A 20358-nucleotide genomic window follows, 5' to 3' on the forward strand; every position below is an offset into this window, starting at 1 on the left:
GGGGGCCCGGGTGGCCCCCCGGCCGGGGGGGGGCCCCCCCCCCCCCCCGGGGCGCGCCCCCCCAAATACGCCCCCCCCCCCCGGGGGGGGGGGGGGGGGGGGGGGCCCATGCCCGTGGGCCGGACGTCCGGCAAATGCGGGACCCCCTCACCCCAACCCTCTCCCCAGGGGGGAGAGGGGGATCGATCCGTACAGGAGATTCCCATGCCTCTCAGCGCCTTGAAGGCCGTCGCGGACGACCTCGACATCCCCTACTATCAGGCGGTCGGCGACGAGTGCGAGCTGTTCGAGCACGCCTTCCGCCACCGCCTGCCGCTTTTGCTGAAGGGCCCGACGGGTTGCGGCAAGACCCGTTTCGTGTCGCACATGGCGGCCCGGCTGGGGCGGCCGCTCTACACCGTGTCGTGCCACGACGACCTGACCGCCGCCGACCTGACCGGCCGCTACCTGCTGAAGGGCGGCGACACGGTGTGGGTGGACGGCCCGCTGACCCGCGCGGTGCGCGAGGGCGCCATCTGCTACCTGGACGAGGTGGTGGAGGCGCGCAAGGACGTGACCGTCGTGCTGCACCCGCTGACCGACGACCGCCGCCTGCTGCCGCTGGACCGCACGGGCGAGCTGCTGGAGGCGCCGGAGGGCTTCATGCTGGTGGTGTCCTACAACCCCGGCTACCAGAATGTCCTGAAGGCGCTGAAGCCCAGCACCCGCCAGCGCTTCCTGGCGGTCGAGTTCGATTTCCCGGCACCGGAGGCCGAGATCGCCATCGTCGCCCGCGAGAGCGGCCTGCCGGAAGGCCGCATCGCCCCGCTGGTCCGTCTGGCCGGCGCGCTGCGCGACCTGAAGGGCCAGGACCTGGAGGAGGGCGTCTCGACCCGCCTGCTCGTCTACTGCGCCACGCTGATCCGCTCCGGCATTCGGCCGGAACGCGCCATCCGCACCGCGCTGATCGAGCCGCTGACCGACGATGCCGACGTGCGCCAGGCGCTGCTGCGCGTCGCCGACATCGCGTTGGGCTGAGAAGCCGAAAGGATCCGCCATGCTGCTGTCGCTGTTCGAACCCGAGGAGACCATCGGCCGCCACTGGCACCGCCTGATGGGCGGCCGGGCGAGCTACCCGCGCCATCCCGACGCCGCCGTGGCGCTGGAGACGATCCGGCCCCGGCTGGGCGTGTTCTTCCGCGGGCTGGGCGGCGACCGCGGCGTGCGGCTGGCCGCCGCGGCGCGGACCAGCTCCGGCCACCGGCTGGCCCTGCTGGAGCGCATCGGGCTCGGCGCCGAGGCGATGGAACGGCCGACGCTGGACGGCGACGTCCTGGCGCTGCCCGCGGTGTTGGACGTCTTTCCCGACGCCGCGCTGAACGAACGGCTCTACGAGTGGCTGGCTGCCTACTTCGCCCACGCGGAGTCCGCGGGCGAGCCGCCGCCCGATCCCTTGCAGGCCGATGTCCGGGCGCTGCGGCAGGCGCAGGCAACGACGGCGCGCGTGCTGGCGCGCTGGCCGGGGCTGGCGCGCCTCCATGATGAGCTGTGCGCGGCGCTGCTGATCGTGCGGCCGAAGCGCGCCCTGCCGAAGGACGAGGCCGCCGTGGAAGCCGCCGTTCTGGCGCTGCTGGGCGCCGGGGAGGGCGGAGCCATCCTGGACCCGACGGTGCCGCTGGAGCGCTTCACGGCGCCGGTCGGCTACAAGCCGTTCCTGCCCGTGCCGCTGTGGGGCGAGGTCGCCGGACCCGCGCCGGCCGGCTCCGCCGCCGCAGCGGGGGACGGCCCCGAGGGGGACGCCGCTGAAGCGGCCGAAGGGGACGGCCAGCGCCGCAAGGCCAAGCGGCGCGACAGCGACCAGACGCAGCGGGAGGATCCGCTGATCCTGAACCGGTTCGAGAAGCTGCTTGGCCTTGCGGAGATGATGAACATCCCACGCTCGGTCGAGGACGACGACGAGGGCGGCGCCAAGCAGGCCGCCGACGACATGGAGGAGATCGCGCTGGCCGAGCACCAGCGCAAACCCTCCACCCGCCTGAAGATGGACCTGGACCTCGCCCCCGCGGCGGTGGACGCGACGCCGCTGGTGGCCGAGCACAGCTACCCGGAATGGGACCACCGCCGCCGCGCCTATCATCAGGCCCACTGCCGCGTGATCGCGGAGCCGGCGCCCGATGACGGCGAGGACTGGGTGCCCGACGAGGCGGCGCTGCGCCGCATCCGCCAAGTGCGCCGCCAGTTCGAGGCGTTGCGGCCGAAGCGCACGCTGTTCACCGCCCAGCCCGACGGCGACGAGCTGGACCTGTCCGCCCTGGTGCGCAGCCGCGCCGACCACAGCGCGGGTGGGGCCGGCAGCGACCGCGTCTACCAAGCGGTGCGCACGGCGGCCCGCGACCTCGCCGTCGCGGTGCTGGTCGATGCCTCGCTGTCCACGGACGGCTGGGTTGACGGCCGCCGCGTGCTGGACGTGGAGAAGGAAGCGCTGCTCGCCCTGTCCAACGGGCTGAACGCCTGCGGCGACGACCACGCGATCTTCGCCTTCACCTCCAACAAGCGCAGCTGGGTCCGGGTGCAGACCGTGAAGGACTTCGACGAGCCGCTGTCGTCCAAGGTGCAGCGCCGCGTTCAGGCGCTGAAGCCCGGCCACTACACCCGCATGGGCGCGGCGATCCGCCACGCGACCGCGCGGCTGGCCGAGCGGCCGAACCGCCACCGGCTGCTGATCCTGCTGTCCGACGGGAAGCCCAACGACGTCGACCATTACGAAGGGCGCTACGGCATCGAGGACACCCGCGTCGCCATCCAGGAGGCCCGCCGGCAGGGGCTGGCGCTGTTCGGCATCACCGTGGACGCCGAGGCGCGCGACTATTTCCCCTACCTGTTCGGCCGCGGCGGCTACGCCATCTTCCCGCATGTCGCGCACCTGACCAAGGCGCTGCCCGCGCTGTACCGGCAGGTGGTGGGGTAAGCCGAAACACGAAAACCCAAACACGAAAAGGGGGACCGGCGCCGGCCGGTCCCCGTGCTTTTTGCGCGTCTGCCTTGCGGCTCAGCCGCCGCACATGCCGCCGCAGCAGGAGCCGCTGCGGTCCTCCACGGGTGCCGCCTGCGCCGACTTTACGATCCGGACGCGCCACGTTTCCGGCCCTTGCTCCAGATACTCCCAGGTGAAGGCGTTCCCGAAGAGCGTGCGCAGTTGCAGGTGCAGGGGGCGCGGGTCGTGGTCGTTGACCAGCGTGAAGGAATCCCCCGGAGGGAGGCCGTGCACCGCCTCGATGATGATCTGGTGGCGCTGGTAGGGCGCGATGGCCTGGATGTCGATGACGGGCTCGGTCCGCTCGGCGGAAGTGGTCGGCATGGCTTCGGGATCCTCTGTCAGGGATGGAAGGATTGAGGGAAGTGCGAAGGGAGCGGTGGCTCAGCGGAGGAGGCCGGCGGCGTAGGCACCCAGCACCGCCCAGGTCCAGGTGCAGGCGCTGTCTGCCGCTGACATGGTCTTGGTCCCGATGGTCCGTTCGCTGTCCTTGCCCGTCAAAAGTTGACTGATTTGGTCTGGCTATCCTTGACGGCGGTCAAGCCGGTGCGTCCGGCCGGCCTGAAGGACAGGCGATGTCCTATTGGGTGAAGAACATCCAGGCGGCGGCACCCAGCGACGCCAGCGAGGCGAGCACCACGCCGCCACGCGACATCACGCCCTGGCGGTGCAGCAGAAACGCCACCCCGACCAGCATCGGGGTGACGATCAGCAATCCGACTTGAGCCTGGTTCATGGCGCCCGCCTCCCGTGTGGCCTGTGCCGGGAAAGTCGGCGCAGGCCGGCCGGGCGTCCTTGACCGTGGTCAAAAGGTTCCGGCGTCACGCCACAGCCGCGCGCGCCATCCGGTGCACCGACACCGCCATTCCCAGCCCGAGGGTCGCGGCGAGGCCGCCGATCAGGAACACCGCCGCGTAGCCCGAAGAGTCGGCCAGCAGGCCGACCAGGGGGCCCGTCGCTCCGTAGGCGAGGTCCTGGAAGGCGGCGAACCCGCCGACCGCCGTGCCGCGCAGATGCGGCGGCACCCGCTTGACGATGTCGGAACCCATGGCCGGAAACACCATCGAGCAGCCGAGCCCCGTCAGCAAGGCGCCGGCCAGCGCCCACCCGGGACCGGGCGCCAGCCACAGCAGGTACTGCCCGCAGGCCTCCACGGCGAGCGAGACGATGGCCACGGGCGTCCCGCCGATCCGGTCGGGCAGGTGGCCGCAGAGCAGCCGGACCAGGACGAACCCGACGCCGAAGAAGGTCAGGCCCAACCCCGCATAGGGCCAGCCGCGGCTGAGGAAGTAGAGGGAAAAGAAGGCGCCGAGGGCGGCGAAGCCGACCCCCTGGAGCCCGACGGCGGCCCCGGCCCGCCAAATTCGGCCGATGATCCGCCAGAAGGACTCGCGCTGGCCGGCGTGGGGCGTCACGGCCGGGATCGGGTGGATGGCGGCCAGTCCCAGCAACGGCAACAGCGTGCACACACCCATGAGACCGGCGAAGCCCACCCAATCCAGCAGCGCGAGGCCGAGCGGGCCGCCGGCCGCGAAGGCCCCGTACATCCCCGCACCGACCAGCGACATCACCTTGCCGGACCGCGCGTGGCCCATCAGCCCGATGGCCCAACTGATCATCCCCACCATGGCGAGGCTTTCGCCCAGGCCGAGGAGCAGCCGCCCGACGATCAGCACGGCGTAGGCACCCGCCACGGGCAGCTGCGGCCAGCTCGCCAGAAGGCAGATCAGCCCGGCCGCCGCGTAGACGACCAAGCCCTGCCGCATGCAGACCTTGCCGCCGATCCGGTCGGCGCGCGCGCCGGCGAGGTTGCGCGTCAGGATCGTCGACAGGAAGGCGATGCCGACCGTCAGCCCGCCGAAGGCGTTGCTGAGACCCAGCCCCTGCACGACATGCACCGGCACAGCCGGCAACGCCATCGCGACCGCGAGATAGGAGAGGAACAGCGTCCCCGTCAGGGCGACCACGCGACGGTAGGCCGGATCGGGCCGGTCCGTGACAGGGATATTGGGGGCAGGCACGTTCACGCACTCCGCATGAGGACCGTCGCTCGATCGGATGCGGGATGTGCGGACAAACGCACCCGCTCCGCCCGGACGGCGGTCGATGGGTGCGTTGGTTGACGTGAACGCTTACGGCCGGAACGCTTCGGAGAGCGTCATCCGGCGATGAAGAACCTTAGCCGAAGCGTCGCGGCAGCGTCAACATGGGCGACCGTTCGACCCTCTCCCCTCTGGGGAGAGGGCAGGGTGAGGGGGGCCCGCCACCTTGGTACGTCCGGCAAACGCGCAACCCCCTCACCCTAACCCTCTCCCCAGAGGGGAGAGGGGATTTTGGCCGCCGGTCAGAACGCGATGCGCGTGTCGAGCATCAGGATGTGGGCGCGGTCCGTCAGGTCGCCGCCGCCCACCGCTCCGCCGGACAGGGTGGAGCGGACATAGTCGTACTCCAGGCCGGTCGTCAGGCCGGGGGCGACGGTCCAGGTGATGCCGCCCTGCCAGATGTCGGCCTTGGCCGGGGTTGTCATGGTCGCGCTGTCGTTGCCGAGCGCCCGCAGATAGTTCGCGGCGAACAGCAGCGGTCCATAGGAATACTGCGCGCCGACAATCAGGTTCTGCTGCGCGCGGGACTGGGCGAGGCCTTTGGCGTAGCCGCTGTCGCCGCTGTAGGCGTAGCTGGCGCCCACCTTCACGGGGCCGTAGCCGACGTTGGCCCCGACGTGTACGGACCGCAGATCCTCGAATTCCTGGCTGAGGACGCCGTCGGTCTGCCCGTTGGCCTGGCCGGTCTGGTAGAAGGCGCTGGCCTCGATGGTCAGGTCGTCGACGTTGCGCAGGTAGGCGGCGCCGAACTCCACGATGTCGTGGAAGGACGGGGCGTTGCCCAGCGGATCCCGCTTCAGGCGGTTGACGGTGTTGTTGGCGTCGCCGAGGCGCGGCGTGTAGGACACCGCCGCCGACAGGCCGGCGAAGGACGGGGTGATGTAGATGAACTTGGTGCCGGTGTCGTAGGCCACGAGCGTGCGCAGGCTGGTCGCCGGAAGCGGCAGGGCGCCCAGCGTGGAGGAGCCGTTGAGGAACAGGATCCCGTTGCTGTCGGGGCTGCCCGCCACGCCTTCGACGTTGGGGCCGATCATGCCGTATTCGTCAGACAGGCCGTTGATCATGCCCGCCTGCACCGTGCCGAACCCGCCGTTGACGAAGAGGAAGGCACGGTCGTTCTCCAGACTTGTGCTCGACACCGCCGGGTTGCCGTTGCCGGCCACGATGCGCACGCGCGCGCCGTAGGTCAGCCCGTTGTCGGCGGTGGCCGACGGCGTGACGACCAGCCGGAAGCGGTTGGCGAACTCGGTCGACCGCAGGCCGCTGTCCTGCTTCTGGTTGACGTAGGCGCCCTGGACATAGGCGTCGCCGCCGATGGTGACGTCGAAGGCGGACTGCGCGGCGGATTGCGCGGCGGCCGGGGCGGACAGCGCGAGACAGGCGAGGGCGGCGGTGGCGGGAGCGGTCGGGCGCATGGGGGTGGTCATTCCAGACTGTGTGAGTGTGGGTGTCAGGCGGCTTGGCGCGCGGGGAACCAGCGGCGGGCGAAGGGGGTCAGGTTGTCGTCGTGCAGTTGGGCCTGGCAGAGGATCTCCACGCTGTCGGCCCAGCGCGGGTTGAGGCGGCGGAACAGGGCGAGCGCCGGGCTGTCCAGCTTGGCCTCGCTGATCGCGCGGGCTTCCTCGGTCAGGCCGTAGCCCTGCCAGTTCCAGTCCACGGTCCCGGTCTCGTCGTCGTAATACTGGGCGAAGCATTCCCGCCCGACCCAGTCGCGCACCGATCGGTCGAAGTCGCCCAGCGGCGCCTCGGCGTGCGGCGTGTGGCGGAGGAACAGCATCGGCATGTAGCGGTAGGAGCGGTAGCCGACCGCGCTGTAGCTCCAATACCAGACGCGCCCCGACCGGTCGGCGCGCGCGCGGTCCAGAAGCTCGGCGACCATCGACCGCACCAGCCCGTTCGATCCCCAGTAGCGGCGCTGGAGGATGCAGTGGGCGGTGTGGTAGACGCCGACCGTCCGGCGGTCGATCTCCGACTCCTGCCGGTAGACGGTGGCGAAGCCGACCAGCTCCCCGGTCTCCGCGTCCCGTTGCAGGACGCAGTGGTCGAGGTCGGCCAGCTCCTCGTTGAAGTAATCCTCGCCGTAGCCCTCGAACCAGACGCTGAGCAGGACGAACATCGCCGCGCGCAGTTCAGGCGTCAGGGCGGTGGGGCCGACGACGCTGGTCAGCAGGGGGCGCGGGTTCATCCAGCGTTCCCCGACAAGTAAGCGGCCGCCCCGGCGTCGCGGACGTCGGCGCAGATGTCCTCGTAGTTGCAGGTGATCTCCTCGCCCGCGGCGATGGCGCGGCGGGTGACGAACAGCCGCCAGTCGGCCGGGTCGGCCCGGCCGACCGAGGCGTCGTCGGCATGGTTGAGGAAGCGGGCGTCGTCGCCGGGCAGCAGGACGCCGACCCCCTCGATTACGCAGCCGTGGAAGTCGATCAGCCGGGCGACCTGCGGATAGTCGGCCAGCACGGAGTCGTCCGGCGCCAGCAGCCGGTCGATGCGGGCGTCGAACGCCCACATCGGCGTGCCGGCCGGCACCGCCTTCTCGGCGAACAGCCCCAGCCCGTGGATCGGGCTGGAGCCGACGCGAGTCGCGATCAGCAGGGGCATCAGGCGGCCACGGGCGAGGTCACCGGTGCGGCCGTCAGCGCCTCGTCGAACTCGAAGCTGGCGGCGTCGTCGACGAACTGCTCGGCGATGGTCGTGTTCGGCTTCGTCAGGCAGACGCCGATGTAGTCGGCGAAGCGCGGCGGCGGGGCGAAGCCTTCGGCCAGCAGGCGGCTGTTGTCGAAGGCGATGTCCTGCGCGGTGAAGCGGTGGTACTTGCGCCCGCCGGCCGCCATCGTCCGGTGCAGGATGTCGCGCTGCGGGAAGGCCGCGCGGAAGGCGCGGTCGAAGGGACGCCAGCCCTCCGGCCCCTTCGGGTCGAAGAAGCTGTAGGGGCGCTTACCCTCGTGCCCGTGCGCGGCGAAGGCCTCCTCGAAGTCGGCCCAGGTCGTGCGGCTGCCGATGCCGGCGGAGATGTGATAGAGGTTGTGCTTCAGGTCGGGCTTGCGCAGCAGGTCGTGCAGGCGGGCGGACGCCCAGTCCACCGGCACGATGTCGATGAAGCCGTCGGGCGAGCAGGGCAGCACGCCGGTGCGGTCGACCAGCCGGAAGAACCAGAAGATGCTGGCGCTCGGCCGCACGCCGAGCGTGGTGTGGCCGACCACGATGGACGGGCGGCAGACGACGATCGGCAGGTCCGGGAATCCGGCGGCCAGCGCCCGCTCCGCCGCGGCCTTGCTGCGGGTGTATTCGACGATGTGCGGCGTGTCGTGGCCGGGGGCCGGCGCCTCCTCCACCATCTCCAGCCACGGCGTCTCGCCGCAGCAGAAGGCGGTGCCGATGTGCAGGAAGCGCTGGAGGTGCTTCATCCGTCGGGCGCGGCCGGCCAGCGCCAGCGTGCCGTCGACGTTGATCTGCCACACCGAATGGCGGCTGTCGAAGGAGGTGTCGGCGGCGACGTGCACGATGTGGGTCACCGCGTCCAGCCGCGGGTCGGTGCTGGTCGCCAGCGATTGCAGGTCGCCCGGCAGGATCTGGCACAGGCCGGCGTAGGCCTCCGCCGTCGCGCGGTCGACGCAGCGGGCGAGGTTGGAAGCCAGGCGGGCGCGGCAGGCCGCCTCGTCCGCGCCGCGGATCAGCAGCAGGCAGTCGGCCGCGGTCCCGTTCTTGACGGCGTCGAGATAGAAGGAACCGCCGAGGAAGCCGGTGCCGCCGGTGAGAAGGATCATGGTGAGCCTCTGTCTCGCGTCTGGGAGAAATGGATGGAGTGGGGGGTGCCGCCTTACGGGGCGGGGATGAGGTCTGGGGCCGGGACGCCGGGCGCGTCGGCCCGGCGCAGGCCGCCGCGCTCCACCTGGAGCTGGACGTCGGCGGCGTCGAAATAGGCGTCGTCGTGGGTCACCGCGATCACGGTAATGCCGCGCGCCTTCAGCCAGGGAAGGATTTCCCGGTAGAACTTGCGCCGGAAATAGGGGGACTGGTCGGCCGCCCACTCGTCCAGCACCAGCACCGGCTTGCGCTCCAGCAGGGCCGCCACCAGGGCGAGGCGCTTGCGCTGGCCCTGCGACAGCTCGACCGTGGTGAAGGCGCGGCCGTCGATGGCGACCTTGTCGGACATCTCCAGCCGGTCCAGCAGCTCCTCCGCGAAGCCGTCGTCCAGCGACACCGCGCCGTAGAGTTGGCGGGTGATGTCGCTGTCGGAGAAGACGACGGCGAACAGGTCGCGGTATGACGCCAGCGCGTCGGCCGGCACGGGTGCGCCGTCCACCAGCAGGGACCCGCGCTGGGCCGGGTAGAGGCCGAGCAGCATGTGCACCAGCGTGCTCTTGCCCGCCCCGTTGTGGCCGGTGATGAAGACGGTGCTGCCGCGCTCCACCGTCAGGTCGACCGGGCCGACCGTGAAGGAGCCGGAGCCGTCGCGCCCGGCGTGCCGGAAGGTGGCGCCGTCCATCCCGAGGGTGGCGAAGCCGGTGTAATCCACCGTCGGCGCGCCCTTGCGCCGGGGAAGCTGCGGCGTCGCCCCAAGGTCGGCCTCAACCGCCAGAAAGGAACGGGCCGCCGTCTCGGCGGCGATGTAGGAAGGGTAGGAGGCGACGATGGTGATGACCGGGTAGGCGATGAAGGCCGCCGCGTGGCCGGCCAGCACGACGGTCGCGACGTCGGTGGTCGTGATCGCCGGCAGCAGGAAGATGATTCCGGCGAGCGCCATGTAGTAGGTCAGCTCGCTGACGGTGAAATAGTGGCTGTACTCCGCGCCGAACTTGTGGCGCTCGCGGCGCAGGGCCTCCGCGCAAGCGGTGGCGTCGGCGAGCGCGTTGGCGCTGCGCCGGCGGTTCAGCTTGCACTCGCGCAGGGTGCGCAGGATGTGGTCCGACCGTTCCGACAGGGCGCCCTCGGCCTCGTGGATCGTCTCCGACAGCGTCTCCAGCCGGATCACCGAGCGGCCGATCAGGATGCCGCCGACCGCCAGGAAGCCCAGCACGATCAGCACCGCGGCCTGCGACAGGGTGGCGAGGTAGAGCAGGCACAGCAGGATCGCCGCGACCGACTGGAAGCTGATGACCAGCGTCGGCACCGCCTGGGCCAGCAGTTGCAGCTCCGGCCCCGCGACCTGGGAGAGGCGGCTGGTGCCCACCGCCATGGAGTCCGGCAGGTCGGCCGCCAGCGCGCGGCGCAGCAGGTCCACGCGCAGCACGGCCAGCGCCGCCTGAAGGCGCTTGGACGCCGCGTTCATCATCCAGCCCTGGGCCAGCCGCCACAGGAAGGACGACAGCAGGAAGATGATCAGCAGCCGTTGCAGCCCGTTCGGGTCGTCCAGCAGCAGAAGCGCGTCGTTCAGCGAGGTCAGCAGGGCGAGGTTGAGCGCGGCGGCCAGCACGGCCAGCAGCATCAGCGGCTGGAGGTTGCGCAGCGCGTCGCGTCTCAGAAGGCGCCAGAGGTCCATCGCCGGCTCACTTCGGCTGGATGAGGTCGAGCAGGCGGGACGGCGACATCTTCGACAGGATCGGCGCCGACGCCGCTGCCTTGCCATCCCTGGGCGGTTCCGGCTTGGCGGCCGGGGTCGGCGGGGTGGCGGCCGGATGGCTGCCGGCCGGGGCCGCGGCGCCGGTGTTCAGGCTGGGCATCTGGCTGGGCGGAGTCTGGTTGGGGTTGCCGTCCCCGCTCAGCGACGGAAGCTGGGCGGCCGGCGGCACCGGGACGCTGGTCGGCACGGCGGCGAGCGCGGTGCCGGGGATCGCCGGGGGCGCGCCGGGATGAGCGCCGGGATGGACACCGGGAGGCAGCGCGGACAGCTCCGCCGGACCCGTGCCCGGGGCCACCGCCGTGGCGGCGTTCTGGCCTGAAGCGGCGTCGAGGATCAGCGGCAGGCCGCCGCTGGCGGCGTTGCCGATCACGACGATCTTGGCGTTGGGCGAATGGGCCAGCTCCAGCGTCGCCTCGATGCCGCGCCAGCGCAGGTAGTTCTCCGTCAAGTTGGCCTGCACCGTCTCCTGGAAGGCGCGGATGCCCTGGCCTTCCAGCTGCTTGCGCTGGCTCTCGAACAGCTCGCGCTGCAGGCGGAACTGGTATTCCTGCGCGGCCTGGTCCTGCTGAATCTTGCGTTCGATCGACGCCATGATCGCGTCGGGCAGCGAGACGTTGCGGATCAGGATGTCCTGGATCAGCAGATAGCCGGTCTTGGTCCGCCCGTCGGGCTTCGGCGCGTCCTCGGCGCCGACGATCTGGGCGTACATCACGCGGTCGGCGACCTGCTCGAAGGCCTCCGTCTGCACGCGCAGGCGGCGGTGGGCGTACAGCTCGTCCGCCTTGAAGCGCGACACGATCTCGCGCGAGACCGAGCCGACCTCCGGCACCAGCAGCACCTCCAGGTAGTTCGGCCCGACGTTCTTGTGCAGGGCGGCCAGCATCTCCGCGTAGGGGCGGTAGCGCACCGTGATCTCGATGCTGACGTTCAGGCCGTCGTTGGCGATGGCCGAGTAGGAGCGGGTGTCCTCCTGGAGGCGCAGGTCGTACACCTCGATCTTGTCCCAGGGGAAGATGACGTGCACGCCTTCCGCCAGGGCCGGCGCCATCTGGGTGCCCTGGTGGAAGCGCTTCCACAGCACGCCGCCATGGCCGGCCGGAATGAAGACCACGATCGACGGGGCGAAGTAGAGGAAGATCAGGATACCGACCAGCAGCGTGCAGAGCAGGGACCGGCGGTGCTCGTCGTACCAGAGCGCCATCAGCGACCGCAGGCGCGATTTCGGCTTCGGCAGGTCATCAGTGTCGTCGGTGGCGAAGGCCTGGGCAGCCATGTCAGGCGGTCTCCTGCGGGCATTCCATCTCCAGGACCGCGGGGCGGGCCGTGGAAGGGGTCGTGTCGGGGCGGGGCGCGGCGGTTTCGGCCGGCAGGCTCATCCGCCCGTTGATCATGCGGATGGTGACGTCGCAGACGGACGAGACGTCGCCGTCGTGCGACACGAAGATCACGGTGCGGCCCAGCGACTGGAGCTTGCCGATGATCTCGTTGGTGAAGCGGGTGCGGAACTCGGCGTCCTGGTCGGACGTCCATTCGTCCAGGATGATGACCGGCCGCCCCTCCGCCACCGCGATGGCGAGCGCCAGGCGCCGGCGCTGCCCCTTGGACAGGTCGCGGTTCAGCAGCCCGTCGCCGGTCTCCGGCACCAGCCGGTCGATCTTCAGGTAGGCCAGCATCTCGCGGAACAGCTCCTCGTCGAAGCTGGTGCCCTGCGGCAGCCGGGTGAAGATGTGGTGGTCCTGGAACACGGCGCAGAACAGGTCGCGGTAGGACTCAAGCCGGTCGGTCTCCACCGCCTGCCCGTCGAGCAGCACGTGGCCCTCCTCCGGGCGGAACAGCAGCGGGATGACCCGCAGCAGGGTGGACTTGCCCGACCCGTTCGACCCCATGATGCCGACGACGCTGCCGGCCGGGATGGTCAGGTCGACCGGGCCGATGGTGAAGGGCTCCGGCCGCAGGCCGGCGGGGTAGGTGAAGCGGACGCCGCGCAGTTCGATGCTGCTGAAGCGGCGCGGCGCGCGGGCGTGGCGCGACGGCGCGTACTCCGCCGCCGGCATGGTGGCGAGGAGCGTCGCCAGCTGGCCGGCCGCGTCCTCCGCCGCCACATAATCGGGCACGGCGTTCAGGAACTTCGACAGCGGGCGCGCCAGGAACAGGATGACGGAGGTCACCAGCGGCAGCTCCGCCACCGACATCGCGCCCATGCGCGGGAAGATGAAGACGAAGACGGCGGAGAAGCCGATGATGATCGTCGCGATCCAGGAGAACAGCTCCCCCAGGTTGCGGCCGTGGCGGCGCTTCAGCTCCTCCCATCCCGCGATGTCGGCCTCCACCGCCTGGGTCAGCTCGTCGCGCCGCGCCTTGCCCAGCTTGATCTCGGCGTTGCCGCCGACCAGCTCCGAAAAGCCCTGGAGCATGCGCAGCTCGCGGTCCTTGGCGTCGCCGAGCAGCGCGCGGGTCCGCTGCGCCTCCCGCACGTACCAGCTGCCGACGAAGACGGCGGCGACCAGCAGCAGCGTGGCGCCGACGGTCGACAGCGTCCACAGGTAGAGGTAGGCGACGCCGGCCACCAGCATCATGTTGGCGGCGATGGACAGGTTCGGCAGCAGCGCCGCGATCCGCTCCAGATGGTAGTTGCCGAGGTCGAAGGAGCGCTTGGCCTGGAGGTCCAGGATCTCGGCGTGGCTGCCCAGCGTGACGTGGCGCAGGAAGCGCCGCCGCACCTCGGCCAGCGCGCTGAAGGCGGTGGTCAGCAGCAGCCCGACGAAGCGCTTGCTGAAGGCGTAGCCGACCAGCAGCGACAGGCAGAAGATCAGGAAGGGGGTGTCCAGCACCTCGCCCCGCATCCAGCCGCTCAGCTCCGCGCTGAGGCTCATCAGGCTGATCAGGTTGGCGGCGGCGGCGGTGCAGCCGGTCACGAACAGCCGGGTCAGGATGGGCCGGTCGGCCAGCCCGATCAGCGGCAGCAGCGCCGACGCGGGTTTGCTGACGGGAGGTTTACGCTTGCTCATTGCGCCAGCCAGCTGTCGACGATGCGCGTGATCGTGCCGTTGTCGCGCAGCTTGACGAAGGCGGCCTGCAACCGCTCGGCCTTCTCCTTGCGCGCCTTCGGCAGGGCGATGTAGCGGGGGATCAGGCCCACCGGCTTGGGCAGGACGCGCACGGTCTTCAGCCGCCCATCCTGCTTGGCCATGTGGTTCAGCACGTGCAGGTCGCCGACGATGACGTCCACGAGGCCGAGCGTCAGGCGGCGGAAATTGACCACGTTGCTGCTCGCCGGGACTTTTTCCAGGTAGGTGGCGGCGTCGAAGTCCGGCGCGTAGGAGAAGCCGTCGACCACGCCGATCCGGTAGGGCGCCAGATCCTCCAGCCGGTCGAAGGTGATGGCGGAATCCTTGCGCACCATGAAGACGGTCGTGCCGGTGCGGAACGGGCCGATCATGTTGTACTGCGCGAAACGGGCGGGCGACGCGATGAACTGGAAGCCGATGTCGGCGGTGTTCTCGTCCATCGCCTGCACGACCTCGGTCCAGGCCAGCGGGCGGTGGACCGGGGTCACCCCCAGCTCCTTCAGCAGGGCGTTGACGATCTCGGTGTCGATGCCCGTGCGTTTGCCGTTGGTGGTGTAGTTGTAGGGCGGGAAATGGTCCTCGGACGCGATGGTCCAGTATTCGGCGTGCGCCTGGGAGGCTGTGCCGAGAAGGACCAGCAGCAGCGCCGGAAGCAACCGCCGGATCGCCCTAAAAACTTTGGATGCCTTGGCCATGCCCGCCGTCACGCCTTCGCCGGCTTGGGCATTTTCGCCGGCTTCTTGCGGCGGTAGGTTAGGATCATGACAAGGAGGGCGCCGGGCGGCGTCAGCACCACCGCCAGGAAGGCGTAGAGCAGGAACCCGCCCCAACGGCCGATTCCCAGAAACCCGACCAGCAGGCAGAGTCCGATGTAGATCAGCTCGAACACGGTGATGGTTCCTTATTCGCCCGGCGTCCTGCTTTGGAAAGATCAGCCGGCCTTCTGGGCGGGCTGCCCATCCATCTGCGGAGCATCGACGGCGGCGTCGACGTTCTCCGCCTTGGCGGCCTCGTATTCCTTGCGGAAATGCTCGCGCATCGTCTCGACGTCGAAGTCCAGCAGCGTGCCGCCGGTCTCGAAATGCTGGGCGAACACGCGGCCGAGCGCCTGGGTCGCCGCCAGCGACAGGGCCGGCATCACCGCCATGCCGAGGACGGAGCCGACGAACGGCACGGCCTTCACGGCGGAGCCGAGCACGCTGGAGCTGAGCGCGCCGGGCATCACGCCGCCCAGCAGGGCGCTGACGATGGCGCGGGTGCGCTCCTGGGCGAACTCGACCTCGTACAGCTTGGCCAGCTTGTGGATCATGTTGAGCTGCGCCGCGCTGACCGCGGCGACGTCGGCGCCGGGCACGGGGATGAGGCCGAACGCGCCGGAGGCGTAGCTGTGGTACTTGATCAGGTCCTGGGCGCGTTTCTTGCGATCTACCATGATCCGAAGCCTTTCAGGGAACGGTTGGTGGTTGCGATATGAGACAAAAGCGAGACAAATTACACGTATTGCGTCATGCCGGTCGGGAGCGCAGCGCCCCCGCGGGAAACGCTTTGCCAATCATCAATTAAACATCGACCGATTGGCAAAAGAGTTGCCTTTTCCCGAACACAGGTCAGGGCGAAGAACATCGTCCTCATTGTGCTTCAAATCGGATTGAATGACTCCGCCCGACCCAGTTCGGAAATTTAACTCATTGATATAGGTCAAGTGTTTAACAACGAATTAAACGATTCTTCAAAAGCGCGGCGCCATGTGCAACGAAACAGTATTTTGCAACGGTTTGTAACATTCCTTTTCAGTAGTTTTTCTTTATGAAAAGAGATTTGCTACCATGACGGGAAGCGCGCCGGCAGGTCGGGCAGCGCCAGGGGGGCGGAGGGGCGTCCGCCGACGCGGACGGAGGCCGCCATGAACAGCACCGTGTCGCGGGCGGGTGCCCCGCCGATGGTCTGCGTGGGCAGCGCGATGCGCAGGACCGACCCGTCCCGGCCTGCACCCGATCCTGCGGTCCGGCCCTTCAGCAGGCGCAAGAGGGCCCACGGGCCGCGCTCCACCAGCGTCAGCGTGTCGCCGGCGGCGGCCTCGGCCGCGTTGGCGGCGGCGCTCTTCGGGCGGTAGGGCGAACCGGCGGCCCAGCGGAAGCTGAGCAGGACCGGCTGCCCGGCCTTCCAGACCAGCGGCTCGGCATCGGCCGCAGCCCCCACCGCGCTGGCGCCGGTGCGGACGGACCAGTCGATGATGTGCTCCGCCCCGATCTCCTGGCCGCGGTTGACGCCGTAGGCGAGGGAGACGCTGACCGGCGCCGCCTTGGCGACCGCCTCCAGCAGCGGCCGCGCCGCCTCCATCTTCTCCAGAAAGCCGGTCAGTTCGGCGCTGGCGTGCCGGGCGAGGGCCGAACGGTTTTCGTCGAGCGACTGGTAGAAGCGGCGCACGTCCTGCGGGTCGGCGTCGGGCGCGCCCCGCGCGAGGTCCGCGCGCACGAAGGGGAAGCGCCCGGCCAGCGTCTGCGAAAAGCCCGCCGCGAGCTTCGCCACGGCCGCCTCGCCGTCCGGGACGGCCGGAACGGTCGGGGCCGGAAGCATCGCCACCGCGGGCGCGGTTACGGCCCGAACGGGCGGCGGGGGAGGGACGATGGGTGCTGGCGCCGGGACTTCCGCCACGGGTTTGGGGGGAGCGGGCGCCGGCTTGGCCGGTTCCGGCGCGGGGGCTTCGGCCTTGACCGGCTCCGCCTTGGCGGGCGGCTCGGCGACCGGAGCGGCGACCGGTTCCGGCAGGACCAGGGCAGCCAGGACGGTGGGCAGCTCGGCGAGCGCCGGGACCGGCACCGGGTTTCCGCCGTCGTCCGGCAGGGTGAACAGGCGGCCGACCGGCGGCGCCTCCAACGCGGCCAGTGCGGCGCGGGAGTCGGTCGCGGCTGTCGCCAGCGCCTCGGTAATCCGGTCGACGGGGTCGCGGCCGGGCAGCTCGGCGATGGCGGCCTTCTGCAAGGCGACCTTGACGGCGTCGGGCAACCCGTGGGAGGGCGCACGAAGCGCTGCGGCGATGGGCCAGCCGGCGGCGTCGGTCACCGCCTCCACCAGCCGGCGGATCTCGGCGACGTCGTCGGCGGAGGGGGGCTGCGGCAGGTCGCGCAGGCGGTCGGCCAGGGCCTGGGCGCGGACGCGCAGCGGGTTGCGGGCGTAGAGATCCTCGGCCAGCGGGGTGGCGAGCCGCACGGATTCCGCGCGCACCGCCGCCGCGATGGTCCGGGCGTCCAGGTTCGGCAGATCGGCGCCCGCCGCGATGCGGGTGATGAAGCCGTCGGTGGCGACCGTCGCCGGCTTGGGCACGGCGCCGAACACGCTTTCCGACACGGCCAGCAGTTCGTCGAAGCCGCTCGACCGGCGGAAGCGGTCGTAGCGTTCCAGCGCGTCGCGCCGGCCGCCGATGCGGTCGAACTGGGCGGCCAGCCGGCGGAAGCTCGGCAGGTCCTCCACTTGACGCGCATCGGCCGCCGGTGGCAGGTCGGCCAGCACGGGGCTGGGCAGCAGGGCGTCGCGGATCGGTCGCAGCACCGCCCGGCGCACGGTCACCGAGGCGAGCCGCCGCTTGTCCTCGTCGAAGCCGCTGAGCAGCGAGGTCGGCAGCAGCGGCGTGGCGAGGCGGTCCCGTTCCATGCGCACCGTGGCGGCGATCACCCGGCCGACCGTTTCCGCGTCCGGGGCGGCGTCGCGCGACAGCAGCGCCCGGCGCAGGTCGTCGGTCGCCCCGGCGACGGCGGGCACCCCGGCCGACACGCCGGACACGCCCTGCCACGCCGCGAGCGACAGCCCGACGACGGAGGCGGCCAGCGCGCCCTGGGCCTGCCGGCGTCGGGTGCGCGCGCGCAGGAAAGCGGCCTCCGACGGGCGGCCGTAGCCGGATTCCGCGAAGGCGCGGCCGGGGAGCAGATCCCGCGCGAAGGCGGGGCGGCGCCCGCCGGTGATCGTCGTGTGGGTGCCGGTCAGGGCGATGCCGCGCAGCGGGAAGGGCTCCGCCCCCTCCTCGCCGCCCAGCGCCCCGTCGAGGAAGAGCGCCAGCGGGTGCCGCAGCGTCTCCAGACTGGCCGGCAGCAGAGGCAGCCGGATCCCGGCGGTGCCGGCGGCGAGCGCGTCGGCCTCCAGCAGCGCCAGATCGGCGCGCAGGGAGTCGAAGGCCTCGTCCACCCGGCGCGGGTCGAAGGGCAGAGTCCAGTCCTGCCGGTTGGTCCAGCCGAGCACGCTGTCCAGCATGGCCGAGGGCACCGTTGCGCACAGCTCCGCGAAGCCGTCCAGCGCCTCGGCCCGCACGACCACCACATGCACCGGGCAGACGACGCCCAGGTCGTCGCGCAAGGACCGCAGCCGCTCGCGCAGGGCCGCCGCCCGCTTGGCGAGCGCGCTGCGCGGCGCCTCCCGCTCCGCGGCGGCGCGCAGCTCGTCGGCGCCGACCATCATGAGGATGCCGTCCAGCGGCCGGCGCATCGGCCGGGCGCGCATGGCCGACGCCAGCGACGGCCAGGATTCCGACAGCTTCGCCCCGTCGGAAGAATCGGTGCCGGCGTGCAGGATCGCCGCCCCTTCGCAGAACCACCAGGCGCCGAACTCGCCGTTGCCGTCCTCCGGCCATCGGACGTGGGTGGGATCGGTGGCGAGCAGCGCCGGCCCGCCGACGCCGAAGGCCAGGAACCACGGGATCTCGCCGCGCAGCAGCGGGCCGCGCATCTGCCGCTTCAGGATGTCCAGCCCCTCGCCGTAGACGCGGGCGAGCGGCAGCGTGTCGTTCGCCGCGCGCGCCGATGGCGGGGCCTCCGCCCGCACCTGCAACGTGGTTGCTGGCCGGGGGCGGTGCGTCGCGGCCGCCTGACGGATGGACGGCTTGGCCTTGGGCGCGCGCCGGAACCGCCGGGTCAGCTTGGGCCAGCGCGCGCGGACGACACGGTAGAGGATGTAGAGCGGTAGCGCCGCCAGAGCGTAGGGCAGGATGAAAACGGCGAAGGAGGCGATCGCGGCGATCGCCGCCCCGATGGAGGAGAACAGCAGCTCCACCGCCAGCATCAGTAGGACCATGACAGCCCCATATCCTCGACCGCGGCGCGGGCGCCGCGCAGGTCACGCTGGATGCCGTCGACGGCACCGGTCCACAGCAGGTGCGAGGCCACCAGGAAAACCGCCACCGTCCCGCCCAGCGCCCACCACCAGCGCCGCGCCGTCGGCCAGGACAGGCCGGGCACCGCGCCGGCCGGCGGGTCGTAGGCGCCCGGGCTGGCATGGGGGCTGGCTTGCTGCGTTTCACCGCGTTCACCGACAACGATGCGGTGGAGCGCCGGGCGCCGCGCCGCGGCCTCCGCGTCCTCGGGGAAGCCCAGCGACAGGGTGGCGAGGTAGACGGTGACCAGCTCGCGGTCAGCCTTGCTGCCCAGCCGGATCAGGTCATCGGTCTGCACGAACAGGGTCTGCATGGTCGCGTTGGCGCCGAACAGCCGGGACGCGACCACCGCCTCGGCCGGCCTGACCGGGGCCAGCGCGCGGTCGGCCAGCATCGCCATGGCGAAGGCGGCCTTCACCACCGCGCCGTGGGCGGCGGGTCCGTGGGAGGTCGCCGCGTTGGTCATGCCGTGCAGCGCCGCGACCAGACGGTCGGCCGCCGGTCCCGCCGCCGGATTCTGGGACGGCGCGCAGCAGGCGTTCAGGTCGGCGAGGAAGGCGCGGAACTGCGCCAGGATTCCCGGCTGCGCCGCGTTCATGGACACAGTGGGTCGGGAGGTGAGCATGGCGGTCACGGCGTCTCCCCCATGGCGTTTGGTTGTGCCGTGAAGCCGTCCCGCTCCAGCCGGATCTCCAGCGCCGGGGCGCCGGGGATGGTCCGCCGGTGCGGCCCCGGGGTGGCGTAGCGCGCGTAGATGACTGTGACGGCTGGCTTGGCGGCGAAAGGCGGCAGGCTGTGCAGTTGGACGGTCTGGCCCGGCACCATCTCCCAGGAGGTGACGGCGAGGCGGCCCGCGCCCTCCTTCACCAGCGCCGTCCGGGTGCGGAACCAGGCCGCCGCGTCCAAGGCGTCGAGACGCCCGGCCATGTCCGCGTCGGCGACCCGCACCACGTCCAGCGCCACCGGCCGGCGCCCGTTGGCGTCGGCGTCGGCCAAGATGCGCAGCGCCGGCTTGTCCGTCGCTGCGGTGGGCGTACGATCCGGAGCGTTTAAGGCGCACCCGCCGAGCAACAGGGCCATGACCATCGCGGCACTCTTCACCGTCAGCCCCCCGCGCCGGGTGCGGCGGCGCAGACGTAGCCGGCCGGCGTGTGGCGGTACCAGTTGCCAGTCCCCTCGCCGCAGGGCGCCAGGACGCGGTCGTTCCGCTGCGGGGCCGCCGGCTGTGCCGGTTCGGGAGAAGCGTCCTCCTGGCCGCGTCCGGCCGGGCGGTTGGTCAGGGCCAGCGTCTCGTCGTCGCTGTCCACGATCATCACGTAACGGGTGCGCTTGGACGGGTAGCGGATGCCCACGTCGTAGTCGCCGTCGGCGACGCGCTCCAGCACCCCCGACGGGTCGGTGGAGCCCAGCGGCGCGCAGGCGCTTGCAGCCAGCAGGACCAGGGCGAAGGACACACGGATGGGGCGGTTCATCGGACG

The 20358-nt window shown here is 71.2% G+C and carries 19 protein-coding genes; 2 read left to right on the forward strand and 17 right to left on the reverse strand.

The features are described 5' to 3' along the window. The first annotated feature begins 204 nt into the window (after nt 1–204). A complete protein-coding gene (locus J2851_RS29115; protein WP_209770782.1) occupies nt 205–1017 on the forward strand; it encodes a CbbQ/NirQ/NorQ/GpvN family protein in 813 nt (270 codons plus the stop codon). 19 nt (nt 1018–1036) lie between these two features. Next, on the forward strand, nt 1037–2947 hold the full coding sequence (locus tag J2851_RS29120; protein WP_246501005.1) for a nitric oxide reductase activation protein NorD: 1911 nt from the start codon (nt 1037–1039) through the stop codon (nt 2945–2947). A gap of 81 nt (nt 2948–3028) precedes the next feature. Here J2851_RS29120 and J2851_RS29125 read toward each other — a convergent pair whose 3' ends face one another. The 17 genes from J2851_RS29125 to J2851_RS29205 all read right to left on the reverse strand — a co-directional run bounded on the left by J2851_RS29125 (nt 3029) and on the right by J2851_RS29205 (nt 20352). Then, nucleotides 3029–3337, reverse strand: a complete 309-nt coding sequence (locus J2851_RS29125) for a DUF2249 domain-containing protein (protein WP_209770784.1) — start codon at nt 3335–3337, stop codon at nt 3029–3031. Between the two features lie 256 nt (nt 3338–3593). Beyond that, nucleotides 3594–3749: a hypothetical protein gene (locus J2851_RS29130; protein ID WP_209770786.1), complete on the reverse strand. Its 156-nt coding sequence runs from the start codon at nt 3747–3749 to the stop codon at nt 3594–3596. A gap of 85 nt (nt 3750–3834) precedes the next feature. Next, a complete protein-coding gene (locus J2851_RS29135) occupies nt 3835–5034 on the reverse strand; it encodes an MFS transporter (protein WP_307420951.1) in 1200 nt (399 codons plus the stop codon). A 323-nt stretch (nt 5035–5357) separates the two neighbouring features. Next, the gene (locus J2851_RS29140) at nt 5358–6530 is read right to left on the reverse strand and encodes a porin (RefSeq protein WP_209770788.1); all 1173 of its coding nucleotides are present in this window, start codon (nt 6528–6530) and stop codon (nt 5358–5360) included. 35 nt (nt 6531–6565) lie between these two features. Next, the gene (locus J2851_RS29145) at nt 6566–7300 is read right to left on the reverse strand and encodes a hypothetical protein (protein WP_209770790.1); all 735 of its coding nucleotides are present in this window, start codon (nt 7298–7300) and stop codon (nt 6566–6568) included. After that, nucleotides 7297–7710: an SET domain-containing protein gene (locus tag J2851_RS29150; protein WP_209770792.1), complete on the reverse strand. Its 414-nt coding sequence runs from the start codon at nt 7708–7710 to the stop codon at nt 7297–7299. Before J2851_RS29150 ends, J2851_RS29145 begins: the two co-directional genes overlap by 4 nt. After that, entirely contained in the window at nt 7710–8876 is a 1167-nt protein-coding gene (locus tag J2851_RS29155) for an SDR family oxidoreductase (protein WP_209770794.1), read from the reverse strand. Before J2851_RS29155 ends, J2851_RS29150 begins: the two co-directional genes overlap by 1 nt. 53 nt (nt 8877–8929) lie before the next feature. Then, on the reverse strand, nt 8930–10591 hold the full coding sequence (locus J2851_RS29160; protein ID WP_209770796.1) for an ATP-binding cassette domain-containing protein: 1662 nt from the start codon (nt 10589–10591) through the stop codon (nt 8930–8932). Between the two features lie 7 nt (nt 10592–10598). After that, entirely contained in the window at nt 10599–11945 is a 1347-nt protein-coding gene (locus J2851_RS29165; RefSeq protein WP_209770798.1) for a prohibitin family protein, read from the reverse strand. A 1-nt stretch (nt 11946) separates the two neighbouring features. Next, complete coding sequence (locus tag J2851_RS29170; protein ID WP_209770800.1) at nt 11947–13680, reverse strand: ATP-binding cassette domain-containing protein; 1734 nt, start codon at nt 13678–13680, stop codon at nt 11947–11949. Next, nucleotides 13677–14435, reverse strand: a complete 759-nt coding sequence (locus J2851_RS29175) for a substrate-binding periplasmic protein (RefSeq protein ID WP_211114476.1) — start codon at nt 14433–14435, stop codon at nt 13677–13679. Before J2851_RS29175 ends, J2851_RS29170 begins: the two co-directional genes overlap by 4 nt. A gap of 8 nt (nt 14436–14443) precedes the next feature. Next, nucleotides 14444–14629, reverse strand: a complete 186-nt coding sequence (locus J2851_RS29180; protein ID WP_209770804.1) for a hypothetical protein — start codon at nt 14627–14629, stop codon at nt 14444–14446. A gap of 42 nt (nt 14630–14671) precedes the next feature. Continuing rightward, nucleotides 14672–15172, reverse strand: coding sequence for a YcjF family protein (locus tag J2851_RS29185; RefSeq protein WP_209770807.1), 501 nt, complete (start codon nt 15170–15172; stop codon nt 14672–14674). Nucleotides 15173–15561: 389 nt separating this feature from the next. Next, on the reverse strand, nt 15562–18801 hold the full coding sequence (locus tag J2851_RS29190; RefSeq protein WP_246501006.1) for a type VI secretion protein IcmF/TssM N-terminal domain-containing protein: 3240 nt from the start codon (nt 18799–18801) through the stop codon (nt 15562–15564). Beyond that, nucleotides 18789–19514: a DotU family type IV/VI secretion system protein gene (locus J2851_RS29195; protein WP_209770809.1), complete on the reverse strand. Its 726-nt coding sequence runs from the start codon at nt 19512–19514 to the stop codon at nt 18789–18791. The genes J2851_RS29190 and J2851_RS29195 overlap by 13 nt, the downstream gene beginning before the upstream one ends. Next, the gene (locus tag J2851_RS29200) at nt 19511–19981 is read right to left on the reverse strand and encodes a hypothetical protein (RefSeq protein WP_209770811.1); all 471 of its coding nucleotides are present in this window, start codon (nt 19979–19981) and stop codon (nt 19511–19513) included. Before J2851_RS29200 ends, J2851_RS29195 begins: the two co-directional genes overlap by 4 nt. A 2-nt stretch (nt 19982–19983) precedes the next feature. Continuing rightward, nucleotides 19984–20352, reverse strand: coding sequence for a hypothetical protein (locus tag J2851_RS29205; protein WP_209770813.1), 369 nt, complete (start codon nt 20350–20352; stop codon nt 19984–19986). Between the last annotated feature and the right edge of the window lie 6 nt (nt 20353–20358).

It is taken from the genome of Azospirillum rugosum (genome assembly GCF_017876155.1).
Lineage (GTDB): Bacteria > Pseudomonadota > Alphaproteobacteria > Azospirillales > Azospirillaceae > Azospirillum > Azospirillum rugosum.

Excerpts from the sequence above, each read along its gene's own strand:
- J2851_RS29115 (WP_209770782.1), top strand. The coding sequence starts at position 205 with ATGCCTCTCAGCGCCTTGAAGGCCGTCGCGGACGACCTCGACATCCCC.
- J2851_RS29170 (WP_209770800.1), bottom strand. The coding sequence starts at position 13,680 with ATGAGCAAGCGTAAACCTCCCGTCAGCAAACCCGCGTCGGCGCTGCTG.
- J2851_RS29165 (WP_209770798.1), bottom strand. The coding sequence starts at position 11,945 with ATGGCTGCCCAGGCCTTCGCCACCGACGACACTGATGACCTGCCGAAG.
- J2851_RS29155 (WP_209770794.1), bottom strand. The coding sequence starts at position 8,876 with ATGATCCTTCTCACCGGCGGCACCGGCTTCCTCGGCGGTTCCTTCTAT.
- J2851_RS29150 (WP_209770792.1), bottom strand. The coding sequence starts at position 7,710 with ATGCCCCTGCTGATCGCGACTCGCGTCGGCTCCAGCCCGATCCACGGG.
- J2851_RS29205 (WP_209770813.1), bottom strand. The coding sequence starts at position 20,352 with ATGAACCGCCCCATCCGTGTGTCCTTCGCCCTGGTCCTGCTGGCTGCA.
- J2851_RS29190 (WP_246501006.1), bottom strand. The coding sequence starts at position 18,801 with ATGGTCCTACTGATGCTGGCGGTGGAGCTGCTGTTCTCCTCCATCGGG.
- J2851_RS29145 (WP_209770790.1), bottom strand. The coding sequence starts at position 7,300 with ATGAACCCGCGCCCCCTGCTGACCAGCGTCGTCGGCCCCACCGCCCTG.
- J2851_RS29160 (WP_209770796.1), bottom strand. The coding sequence starts at position 10,591 with ATGGACCTCTGGCGCCTTCTGAGACGCGACGCGCTGCGCAACCTCCAG.
- J2851_RS29175 (WP_211114476.1), bottom strand. The coding sequence starts at position 14,435 with ATGGCCAAGGCATCCAAAGTTTTTAGGGCGATCCGGCGGTTGCTTCCG.
- J2851_RS29120 (WP_246501005.1), top strand. The coding sequence starts at position 1,037 with ATGCTGCTGTCGCTGTTCGAACCCGAGGAGACCATCGGCCGCCACTGG.
- J2851_RS29185 (WP_209770807.1), bottom strand. The coding sequence starts at position 15,172 with ATGGTAGATCGCAAGAAACGCGCCCAGGACCTGATCAAGTACCACAGC.
- J2851_RS29140 (WP_209770788.1), bottom strand. The coding sequence starts at position 6,530 with ATGCGCCCGACCGCTCCCGCCACCGCCGCCCTCGCCTGTCTCGCGCTG.
- J2851_RS29130 (WP_209770786.1), bottom strand. The coding sequence starts at position 3,749 with ATGAACCAGGCTCAAGTCGGATTGCTGATCGTCACCCCGATGCTGGTC.
- J2851_RS29125 (WP_209770784.1), bottom strand. The coding sequence starts at position 3,337 with ATGCCGACCACTTCCGCCGAGCGGACCGAGCCCGTCATCGACATCCAG.